Annotated in this window: 8 protein-coding genes; 2 read left to right on the forward strand and 6 right to left on the reverse strand. The window is 40.3% G+C overall.

The genetic code is table 11. The annotated features are described in order from the left end of the window. Positions 1-2 precede the first annotated feature (2 nt). The 6 genes from cpsC to I2H52_RS05825 form a co-directional block, all read right to left on the reverse strand. Positions 3-695: a capsular polysaccharide biosynthesis protein CpsC gene (gene cpsC / locus I2H52_RS05800; RefSeq protein WP_000664125.1), complete on the reverse strand. Its 693-nt coding sequence runs from the start codon at positions 693-695 to the stop codon at positions 3-5. An 8-nt stretch (positions 696-703) separates the two neighbouring features. After that, complete coding sequence (cps4B, locus tag I2H52_RS05805) at positions 704-1,435, reverse strand: capsular polysaccharide biosynthesis protein Cps4B (protein ID WP_049479875.1); 732 nt, start codon at positions 1,433-1,435, stop codon at positions 704-706. 1 nt (position 1,436) lies between these two features. Next, positions 1,437-2,882, reverse strand: coding sequence for an LCP family protein (locus I2H52_RS05810; protein ID WP_049500991.1), 1,446 nt, complete (start codon positions 2,880-2,882; stop codon positions 1,437-1,439). Positions 2,883-3,066: 184 nt separating this feature from the next. Beyond that, complete coding sequence (locus tag I2H52_RS05815; RefSeq protein WP_195594675.1) at positions 3,067-5,028, reverse strand: peptide ABC transporter substrate-binding protein; 1,962 nt, start codon at positions 5,026-5,028, stop codon at positions 3,067-3,069. A 146-nt stretch (positions 5,029-5,174) separates the two neighbouring features. Continuing rightward, positions 5,175-7,142, reverse strand: a complete 1,968-nt coding sequence (locus I2H52_RS05820) for a peptide ABC transporter substrate-binding protein (protein ID WP_195594677.1) — start codon at positions 7,140-7,142, stop codon at positions 5,175-5,177. Between the two features lie 169 nt (positions 7,143-7,311). After that, positions 7,312-8,922, reverse strand: a complete 1,611-nt coding sequence (locus I2H52_RS05825; RefSeq protein ID WP_049550234.1) for a glycoside hydrolase family 13 protein — start codon at positions 8,920-8,922, stop codon at positions 7,312-7,314. A 152-nt stretch (positions 8,923-9,074) separates the two neighbouring features. Between I2H52_RS05825 and I2H52_RS05830 the strand changes: the two genes are divergently transcribed. Both I2H52_RS05830 and I2H52_RS05835 read left to right on the forward strand, forming a co-directional pair. Beyond that, on the forward strand, positions 9,075-10,559 hold the full coding sequence (locus tag I2H52_RS05830) for a DUF1846 domain-containing protein (protein ID WP_049550233.1): 1,485 nt from the start codon (positions 9,075-9,077) through the stop codon (positions 10,557-10,559). A 94-nt stretch (positions 10,560-10,653) separates the two neighbouring features. Beyond that, the gene (locus I2H52_RS05835) at positions 10,654-11,136 is read left to right on the forward strand and encodes an S-ribosylhomocysteine lyase (protein ID WP_000032557.1); all 483 of its coding nucleotides are present in this window, start codon (positions 10,654-10,656) and stop codon (positions 11,134-11,136) included. The last annotated feature ends 72 nt before the right edge of the window (positions 11,137-11,208 follow it).

Below are 11,208 nucleotides of genomic sequence, written 5' to 3' on the forward strand. Positions count from 1 at the left end.
TCCTATCTCAATTTATCCAAGTTTGGAACAACTCCCAAGAGTGCAATTTGCATAACATCCTCAACATCTTCTGGGCGTTTCACTCGTGTATCCAAGAGTTCGACAAGGAGAACAGTGACAACCATCGCAACTGCTCCCACAAGGAATCCAACCATTGTATTACGACGAATATTTGGAGACGATGGCGATGTTGCAGGACGTGCTTCTTCAAGTGTAGTCACATCTGAAACGCGCGTTACACTGATGATTTTTTGAGCAGCAACCTCTCTCAAAGAGTTGGCAATCCGACTTGCTTCTTCTGGTACGCGATCAGTAACAGAGATAGAGACAATACGCGTATCAACAGGAACTGTTACTTTAATTTTACTAGCAAGACCTTTTGGAGGGAGTTCTAGTTTCAAATCAGTCGCAACCTTCTCTAAAACGTCTTGCGAGAGAATGATTTCTCGATAGTCTTTTACCAAGTAAGATCCTGCTTGCAAGTCTTGGTTAGTCAAGCCAGGCTTATCTCCCTGATTACGATTGACCACATAAATTCGGGTCGTACTCGTAAACTCCGGCTTCACAATAAAACTACTGTAGGCAAATGCTACTGTCCCTGTCACGAATGCCACCAAAGCAATTAAAAATTTTCGTTTCCAAAGGATTTTAAGCAAGTGAAATACATCGATTTCCATCATATTTTGTTCTTTCATTTTTTCTCCTAAATCAATTGATCCATTATTATTTTTCGGGGATTATCCTTAAAAAGTTCCTTAGCCTTATCTTCACTGTATTTTTTGGCAATGATATCATAGGCTTCCTCCATATGAGGAGGTCTACCATCTAAGTTGTGCATATCACTTGCTATCACGTGAACCAGATCTCGTTCCAAGAAATACTGGGCTCTCTTTTTCATAAATTTATAGGTTTCTCCAAAGAGTTTTGGTTTCAAAACATGAGAACTATTAACCTGAGTATAACATCCCATATCAATCAGTTCTCGCACGCGCTTTTCATTGTTTTCTAAAGCATCGTAACGTTCAATGTGGGCAATGACGGGTGTAATACCTAACATTAGAATATCACTCAATCCCTTATGCATATCTCGATAGGCTGTATTCATACTAAACTCAATCAAAGCATAGCGACTATCGTTAAGGGTTGGGATTAATTTCTTTTCTAACTTCTCAACAACATCTGGCGTATAGTAGATTTCTGCTCCATAGGCAATGATTAAGTCATCCGCAACTTCCTTAGCCATTTCTCGCACCTTCAGAAAGTTGGTTGCGATTTTTTCTTCAGGAGTTTCGAACATCCCTTTTCGTCTATGCGAAGTGGAAACAATTGTTCTCACTCCTTGACTATAGGCCTCTCTAAGTAGTTTTTTACTCTCCTCTATTGACTTTGGACCATCATCCACATCAAAAACGATGTGCGAATGGATATCTATCATGCTACTTGCCCTCCATCACATCATTGATAGCAGCTTTAGCAGCAGCTAAACTACTATCGTCAATTTCCATCATGTAGAGGTTACTATCTGGCATAGCATAGGATGGAAGATCTGTTCTACCCGTTCCTTTCAAGTCTTGAGAATTAACCTTATACTTACCACCACTATCCAGCTGGGTATTGACCAAATCCATCATGGTTTCTAGCGGCATATTGGTTTGCAAAGAGTCTTGTAATCCTTTGATGATGTTATCGTAGTTTTTTAAAGCCTCAGTTGACGTCAACTTCTGAATAATAGCAACAATGACCTTTTGCTGGTTCCGACCACGATCACGGTCTCCATCTGCTAAAGAGTAGCGTTCGCGGACAAAGCCAAGGGCCTGTTCCGAATCTAGATGAACATTTCCTACAGGAAAATGGTACTTACCATGCAAAGAAGTGAAATCCTGATCATTATAGACATCAACGCCACCTAAAAGGTCAATCAATTTCAAGAAAGAAGTGAAGTTCAAACGAACATAGTAATTGATATCAACCCCGTATAGGTTTTCCAAAGTATGAATTGACGAGTCCACTCCATAGATTCCAGCGTGGGTCAATTTATCCTTTTGATTGTTTCCTCCATCCGCAATCGGAACATAGGAATCTCGAGGCGTTGTAGTCAGAAGAATTTTCTTGGTATCTCGATTCACAGTCATTAGAATATTCACATCAGAACGAGATACTGAACTAATCGGTCCGTAGGTATCAATTCCACTGACATAAATATTAAACGTCTGATTTTTAGATACCTTTGGTGCCGCAACATCCTTAGTTAGTTTTTTTGTATAGATTTTTTTAATTTTCGAAGCATAATCTGGATACTCTGCTTCGATGATGTTTTCAAAAATACTATTTAAGACAATTGCTTTCGTTTCGCCAGAAAGCAGACTCTTATAAGCTGCCAGATAAGAAGCACTCTGTTCAACTGTCAAGTCTTTACTCTGTGTCGTCTTAATATCTGCCATCAACTTTTGGATATTATCATTATCTGTTTCAGTCGGACCTGTTACACTATCCAACTGAGTAACATTGTTGATTTCACTGTCTTTTAAAACGACCACACTCATCGAATACTCTGAATAGTTTGATGTCGCATTGATGTGATTGGTCAACCCTACAAACTGATGAAGTGCAAATAGTGAGACAGAACTGACTAGTACAGCAAGTGTCAAAAAGAAAACCGTAAACTTTTCGGCTTTTTTATAAACTATCAGCAGAGTTGCAATTACAATAGAAATTAGAATTAAAATCGTAGCCAGAATATTTAGATATCTAAAGGCCAGGATATTATGTTTAAAAATCAAGAACAACAAAAAACCACTCAATAAAAAATAAATGGCTAATAAGAATATATTAATATTTCGCTTCGCATTCCCTAAACGAGCTCTCTTTGAGCGTCTACTCATAATAATCTCCTAAACCTTCATAATTAAAACCATTATATCATAAACCAACAATAAATGCCATTCATTCATTATAGTTAAGCGTTTTTATTTATACCTTTTTCCCAAAAAAACTCAGGTCATTTACTCGTTTTTAGTTTAACGGATACAAAAACAAGGCTCCTGAATAGGAAACCTTGTTCTCATCTTATTTTACGTGGTTTTCAAACTCTTTTTGGCTCTTTTCGATAGCTTTTTTACTTTCTGCTTCCCACTTAGCCTTGGCTTCGTCAAATTGTTTCTTGGTAACAGGGTCTTTTTGTAATTTCATGTACTTATAATTATTTCCGTCACCCTTGATACCTACTAGGGAGTAGGCACGTGTAAACGGAGTTACTTTGGTTACAGAGGCTGTACCACCATTTGACATAGCAGACATGACTAGAGAATTGTCAATCATCCAAGCTTGAGCTTCAGCGTATTTTTCATAACGCTTAGCAACATCTTTGTTCTCAGCATCTGCTTCTTTCAGGAGTTGTGTATAGGTATCGATCCCCAAACTCTTAATGAGCTCTTGATCTTCCTTGGCATCAAGACCAAAAATCTTGAGATAGAAGCCAGTTTCAGCATTGAAGGGATCTAGATAAGTTGATGGATCCTGGTAATCACCAACCCAACCATCAAAGTTTAGGTCGTAGTCACGAGCTGCTGGATTTGGTGCTAGGAAGGCAACATTTCCAAAGTCATCTGTAGAAAGCTGTTGAACATCAATGACGATATTGTCAGAACCTAGTACTGTTTCAAGGGTTTGTTTAACCGAATTCATACCAGAGACCGCATTTTTATTTGTCTGATCAACAGGGACATCCAAATGGATTGGGAAAGTCACGCCTTGGGCTTCCAATTCCTTTTTAGCTTCCGCAAATTTTGCTTGGGCCTTTTCCTTATTGAAGTAAGCATCTTGAGCGTCTGCCAAATTGATACCTGACCACTCAGTTCCGTAGTTCACAAGCTTAGAAGCTGTTACTTCTCCAAAGGTCTTGTCTCCCACCTGGACAAATGTTGGGGGAACCAGAGTATTACGAAGGGTTTTGCTCGCTGCTTCTTCACCGTTAGATTGAGCAGAGTAGGCTGTTCGATCAATTCCAAAGTTGATAGCCTGACGGAATTTTTTATTTAAGATAGCTGTTTGAGCTGATTTCTTTTGTTCGTCCGTTGTTTTAGCGGTATGATTATAGGTTTTGCGGTTGACGTTAAAGTTAAAGTACCAAGATGTCTTGTCTTGTAAGCTATAGACGATATTGTCTTGGTATTTTTCTTTTGTCTTAGCATAATTCGAACTGTTTGGATAGACTCCTGCAATCGAGTAAGCACCACTTTCAAAGTTTCGAATGGTCATCTCCTGATCTGACCCATCAAAGTAGGCTAACTTAACTTTTTCAATGGTTACTTTATCATGGTCATAATAGTGTGGATTCTTCACATATTCGATCGAAGATTTTGATGTGAAATCTTTTAACAGATATGGACCGTTATAAAGGATGCTGTCTGGTGTCAAGGTACCAAAGTCTTTATCTTTTGATTTCAAAAACTCTTCGTTGACTGGGAAAAGAATACTATTGGTTGTCTTAGAGTTCCAATAAGGTTCTGGTCGTGTCAAAGTGTACTCAACCGTATAGTCATCCAAGGCTTTGACACCAACAGTTGAAAAGTCATTGGTCACACCCGTCACATAGTCATTCAATCCCTTGATTGAATTTTGAATCAGATCCATGGCTTGCCCCTTGTTGTCCGCAGCATATTTGATCCCAGTGACAAAATCCTGAGCTTTGACTGAAGCGTATTCCTCACCATCAGCCGTATACCACTTGGCATCTTTTCTAAGCTTGTAGGTATAGGTCAAACCATCTGATGAAACAGACCAATCCTCCGCAAGAGCAGGTACGAGGTTCCCATAGCTGTCATTTTCTAGCAATCCATCTACGAGATTGGTAATAACGGCAGTGTTATCTGCATAATAATCTAGAAGATAGTTAAAAGTTGTTGGATTCGCACTAAATGTTGATGAATAAGTGCTAGTATCTGTGTTGGACTGTCCACATGCAGAGAGCAAAATCCCTGTCGCTAAGACAAGACCTGTCCCGATTAGTCTTTTTTTCAGTTTGATCATCATTCACTCCTTTATGTCACTTTTTATAACATAACCATATTTTATCAAATTTATTCAAAAATGTAAAGTTACTGCCTTTATGACAACTGGTGTCTCAAAACAAAAAAGAAGCACAGTTTCCTGCAACTTCCTTTTCTGTTTATAGATTACTTGACGTGTTTTTCAAGTTCTTTTTGGTATTTGGCATTTGTCTCGATTTTTTCTTGTTGCCATTTCTTGAAGGCTTCTTCGTATTCTTTTGCAGTCACAACGTCATTTTGCAATTCCAATCCTTTGAATACAAATGGGTCTCCCTTGATCCCGACTTGAGAGTAAGCTTTTGTAAATGGTACAGTACGGCTAACCGTTGGAGAACCACCTGAAGAAGCAACTGGGATTAAAAGTGAACTATCCGATACCCAAGCTTGAGCTTTAGCATATTTTTCATAACGCTTATTAAGGTCGCTGGTTTCAGCTGCAGCGTCATCCAAGAGTTTCTTGTATTCGTCCAGTCCAACTTGAGCCATCACTTCTGGATCTTTTCCGCGATTGATCCCCAAGTGTTTAAGGGCAGAACCCTTCTTAGCATCAAGGATGTTGAGGTAGGTAGCCGGGTCTTGATAATCTGGTCCCCAACCAGTTCCGTTCAAGTCATAGTCTTTTTGGGATGGAACCTTGGCTTGAGATGTAATGCTCATTTTCTCATTATCTGTCATTTGAAGGACATCGACAATGACATTTTCAGTACCAAGTGATGATTCGATAGACTGCTTGAGTGAGTTAGTTTGTTGAACCGCGATTACATCTGTTTGTTCAACCGGGATATCCAAATGGATTGGGAAGGTAACCCCCTTGCCCTGCAATTCTTCCTTGGCTTTAGCAAAGGCTGCCTTAGCTTTTTCAGGACTGTAAATCGTATCCTTGCCATCTGTAAGGGCTACATCTTTCCACTGGTCTCCATATGAAACGAGCTCTGCCTGTGCCAACTCTCCAAAGGTTTTTTCACCCACTTGAACGTAGTCATGTGGCACTAGGCTGTTACGGATAATCTTGTCCGCACCTTCTTCACCATTCAACTGAGCAGTATAAGAATGACGATCAAGGGCAAAGTTCAGCGCCTGACGGAAGTTCTTGTTGAGAAGAGCTTCTTTCGTTGATGTTTTTTGAGCTTCGTCTGTTTTAGCTGTTTTATTGTAAGATTGGCGGTTTACGTTAACAGTGAGGTAGTAGCTTGTCGCTTCTTGTGGACTGTAAACAATCTTATCGCCGTACTCTTGTTTAGTTGACTCAAAATTTGAACTTGTCGGGAAGAGACGAGCTGTTGTATAAGCTCCTTGTGTAAAGCTACGAATCAAGGATTCTTGGTCTGATCCATCGTAGAAAGTTAGTTTAATATTGTCAATCTTGACATTGTCCTTATCCCAGTAGTTTGGATTCTTTTCATATTCAATGACTGATTTTGAAGTCAATGATTTCAAGAAATAAGGACCATTATATAGGATACCTGATGGGGTTGGTGCACCGTAGTCGCTCCCTTTAGAATTCAAAAATTCTTCATTAACTGGGAGCATGGTTGCAGTTGTGACCTTAGAGTTCCAGAAACTCTCTGGTTTGTTGAGCGTATATTCTACCGTATAATCATCAACAGCCTTAACTCCTACGGTAGAGAAATCATTGCTCTCACCACTAACATACTCTGCCAAACCTTTGATAGAATCCTGAATCAAAGAAAGACCATCTGATTTTCCGTCAGCGGCATGTTTAAGCCCAGTAACAAAGTCTTTAGCTTTAACTTCAGCGTATTCTTCCCCATCAGAAGTATACCATTTTACACCCTTACGAAGTTTGTAGGTGTAAGTCAAACCATCCTTTGAAACAGACCAGTCTTCTGCAAGTGATGGAATTAAGTTCCCATACTTGTCATTTTCCAAAAGACCATCAACAACGTTTGCTATAACTTCAGAAGTTGAGCTCTTGCTCGTCACACTATAGTCCAAAGAAGATGGATCCATAGCATAGACATAAGAGAATGTCTTGGGAGCATCCGCTTTCTTTTCACTTTGCCCACAAGCAGTTAACAGTAGGGCCGCACTCAAAACAGCACCTGCTCCTAAGAGCCACTTTTTCGATTTCATAAGTAATCTCCTTAAAGATAGTGTTTTCACCATTATACCCTATTTTTTCATAAAAGCAAGAACTTTCGCCAGATTTTTTAGAAAATTCTAACAAATATTTTTTAAAGGTTTTTCTATATATTTTTCAACAAAAGAACCCCAAGCATCAAAGGCTTGAGGTTCACTTATTTTAATCCGCTAGTTCCACACAAAAGGCATCCCATGGAGCCAAGGTTTGTTTTTCAACTGCTTCTTTAGCAGTAGTGTTTTCAATCAAGATTGACTTAACTCTTCCTTCTACTGAAAAGTTTTGTTTTTCATTGGACAAGTTAGCCACAACTAGGAAGCGGCGCTCACCGTCCTTACGGATATAAGCAAAAACCTTATCAGCCGTATCAAGCAATTCAAAGTCAGCGCGAATCAGCCAACTGTTTTCCTTGCGGATTTGAACGAGTTTTTGATAGGTATAGAAAATAGATTCTGGATTTGCCAGTGCTTCTTGAACGTTGATTTTTTCGTAGTTTGGATTAACTGCCAACCACGGTTGACCTGTTGAGAAACCAGCATTTTGGCTCTCATTCCATTGCATTGGAGTACGGGCATTGTCGCGACCAATGATACGGATGCTGTCCATAATTTCCTCTAGCGGAACACTTTTTTTAAGAGCCTCACGCGCATAGTTGAGGGATTCAATATCTTCTACTTGATCCAGTGTTTCAAATGGATAGTTGGTCATCCCGATCTCCTCACCTTGGTAAATATAAGGCGTTCCTCTCATCAAATGAAGCAGGATTGCAAAGACTTTGGCAGATTTTTCACGGTATTCTTGGTCATTTCCCCAGATGGAGACGATACGAGGAAGGTCATGGTTATTCCAGAAGAGGGAATTCCAGCCATCTTCAACTCCCAGCTCTGTCTGCCATTTGTTGAAAATCTCTTTTAACTTCCCTACATTTAACTCTTTTTGATAGTGCCACTTAGGTTGCCCTTCCTGATACTGAAGACAGATGTGTTCAAACTGGAAAACCATTGACAATTCTTGTCCTTTTGGATCCGAGTAGAGCTTAGCAATCTCTGGCGTTGCTCCCCAGGTCTCTCCTACTGTCAAGAGATTCTTATCTCTAAAGGTCCCCTGATTCATTTCCTTGAGATAGGGATGGAGCATGGGACCATTATTCACTACCTTCTCATCAGGAATCTTGCCAATCATGTCAATAACATCCATACGGAAACCGCCAATCCCTTTATCAATCCAGTAGTTCATCATCTCATAAATTTTTTGGCGCAGTTTTTCATTCTCCCAGTTGAGATCGGGCTGTTTCTTGCTGAAAAAGTGAAGATAGTATTGACCCGACTTTTCATCGTATTCCCAAGCAGACCCACTAAAGATAGACTCCAAATCATTAGGCTCATCCCGCCAGATATAGTAGTCTCGCTCGGGGCTATCAGGATTTTCACAGGCCTCGACAAACCAGGCGTGTTCATCCGAGGTATGATTGACCACCAAGTCCATGATAATTCGAATGTCACGCTTCTTAGCTTCAGCGATCAATTCATCCATATCCTCCATAGTTCCGAAAATAGCAGCAATCGCTTGATAATCAGCAATATCATAACCATTATCATCCATAGGACTGTCATAAACGGGAGAAAGCCAAATCGCTGTAATCCCTAGTTTGGCTAGATAGTCTAACTTACTCGTAATTCCTGGCAAATCACCAATTCCATCTCCATTACTATCCATAAAACTCTTTGGATAGACTTGATAGACTACGGCATTGTGCCACCATTTTTCTTGCATCTGTTTACCTCATTATTTTAATAATCTATAGTCTATGATAGCGCTTTTTTGAACATAGTGCAAGCGTTTGCCTAATCTTTTTGATTTCTTTTTTGACTCCGTAGTTTCCTAACTTCCAATTTTTTATTATAATAGAGGTCAGAGGTAAAAAAATGAAAAAACAAGCTTTTAGTTCTGAACAATATTTGAATCTACAGCGCGACCACATCTTAGAGCGCATTAATCAATTTGACGGCAAGCTCTACTTGGAGTTTGGTGGTAAAATGTTAGAAGATTTCCACGCTGCTCGTGTTCTTCCTGGTTATGAGCCTGACAATAAAATCAAGCTCTTGCAAGAATTGAAAGAGCAGATTGAAGTTGTGATTGCTATTAATGCTAGCAATATCGAGCACTCTAAAGCACGTGGTGACTTGGGCATTTCTTATGACCAAGAAGTTCTTCGTTTGATTGACAAATTCAATGAACTGGGAATCTTTGTCGGTTCTGTTGTCATCACACAATACGCCGGACAACCCGCTGCAGATGCCTTCCGAAACCAGCTCGAGAAAAATGGAATTGATTCTTATCTTCATTATCCAATCAAAGGATACCCGACGGATATGGATCACATCATTTCGCCTGAAGGAATGGGAAAAAACGACTACATCAAAACCAGTCGCAACTTGATTGTCGTAACCGCTCCTGGACCTGGTTCTGGAAAATTGGCAACTTGTATGTCCAATATGTACCACGACCAACTCAACGGTATCAAGTCTGGCTACGCTAAATTTGAAACCTTCCCAGTCTGGAATCTGCCCCTTCATCATCCAGTCAATTTGGCCTACGAGGCTGCAACCGCAGACCTTGACGATGTCAACATGATTGACCCTTTCCATCTCCAAACCTACGGAGAAACCACTGTCAATTACAACCGTGATATCGAAATTTTCCCAGTGCTCAAACGTATGTTGGAACGCATTCTCGGTGAGTCTCCATACGCTTCACCAACAGACATGGGTGTCAACATGGTTGGTTTTGCTATTACTGATAATGAAGCTGCTATCGAAGCTTCTAAACAAGAAATCATCCGTCGCTATTATCAAACTGTTCTTGATTTTAAAGCTGAAAAAGTCGGAGAAACTGCTGTCAAGAAGATTGAACTTCTCATGAACGATCTCGGTATCACACCTGCAGACCGTCAGGTTGCTGTCGCAGCACGTCAAAAGGCTGAAGAAACCGGTGGTCCTGCCCTAGCTCTTGAATTACCATCTGGTGACATTGTCACTGGTAAAAACTCTGAACTCTTTGGTCCTACAGCTGCTGCCTTGATCAATGCTATTAAAAAATCAGCTGACATCGCTAAGGAAGTGAAACTAATCGAGCCTGAAGTCGTCAAACCAATTCAAGGTCTTAAAATCAATCATCTAGGTAGCCGCAATCCGCGCCTGCATTCAAATGAAATCCTGATTGCTCTTGCAATCACAGCTATGGAAAATCCTGATGCTGCGCGCGCAATGAAAGAACTGGGTAACCTCAAAGGAAGTGAAGCTCACTCAACCATCATCTTAACTGATGAAGACAAGAACGTCCTTCGCAAGCTAGGCATCAACGTAACCTTTGACCCATACTACCAATACGATCGCTTGTATCGCAAATAAAAACTCAAACCTCTCCTTTCTTGGAGAGGTTTTCTCTCTATCTCAAGAGCACCCTTTATGATATAATGAAGGAAGAAAACTGAAAGGATTTACCATGTCAAAAGAAGTTATTGTCGAAAGTTTTGAACTAGACCACACCATTGTTAAAGCACCCTATGTCCGCTTGATTGGGGAAGAAACAGGGCCAAAGGGAGATGTCATCTCCAACTTTGATATTCGCTTGGTGCAACCAAATGAAGACTCTATCCCTACCGCTGGCCTTCACACGATCGAGCACCTCTTGGCCAAACTCATCCGTACCCGCATTGACGGCATGATTGACTGCTCACCATTTGGTTGCCGTACAGGCTTCCACATGATTATGTGGGGACGCCATACCAGCGCTGAGATTGCAGCTGTTATCAAGGATTCGCTCAAAGAAATTGCTGAAACCACTACTTGGGAAGATGTTCCTGGAACAACCATCGAATCTTGCGGAAACTACAAGGACCACAGCCTCTTTTCTGCTAAAGAATGGGCGAAACTCATTCTGGAACAAGGAATCTCAGATGATGCCTTTGAGCGCCATGTCATCTAAACACAAAAAGGAACCAGCTTTTTAGCTAGTTCCTTCTTTTTTATTCTCAAAATTTTGTCTTATACTCAATGA

Origin of the sequence: Streptococcus oralis (genome assembly GCF_015561235.1) — a bacterium.
Classification (GTDB): Bacteria; Bacillota; Bacilli; order Lactobacillales; family Streptococcaceae; genus Streptococcus; species Streptococcus oralis_BK.

Bases quoted from the DNA above. Each gene is read 5' to 3' on its own strand.
- I2H52_RS05820 (WP_195594677.1), bottom strand. From the start codon at position 7,142: ATGAAATCGAAAAAGTGGCTCTTAGGAGCAGGTGCTGTTTTGAGTGCG.
- I2H52_RS05815 (WP_195594675.1), bottom strand. From the start codon at position 5,028: ATGATCAAACTGAAAAAAAGACTAATCGGGACAGGTCTTGTCTTAGCG.
- I2H52_RS05835 (WP_000032557.1), top strand. From the start codon at position 10,654: ATGTCAAAAGAAGTTATTGTCGAAAGTTTTGAACTAGACCACACCATT.
- I2H52_RS05810 (WP_049500991.1), bottom strand. From the start codon at position 2,882: ATGAGTAGACGCTCAAAGAGAGCTCGTTTAGGGAATGCGAAGCGAAAT.
- I2H52_RS05825 (WP_049550234.1), bottom strand. From the start codon at position 8,922: ATGCAAGAAAAATGGTGGCACAATGCCGTAGTCTATCAAGTCTATCCA.
- cpsC (WP_000664125.1), bottom strand. From the start codon at position 695: ATGAAAGAACAAAATATGATGGAAATCGATGTATTTCACTTGCTTAAA.
- I2H52_RS05830 (WP_049550233.1), top strand. From the start codon at position 9,075: ATGAAAAAACAAGCTTTTAGTTCTGAACAATATTTGAATCTACAGCGC.
- cps4B (WP_049479875.1), bottom strand. From the start codon at position 1,435: ATGATAGATATCCATTCGCACATCGTTTTTGATGTGGATGATGGTCCA.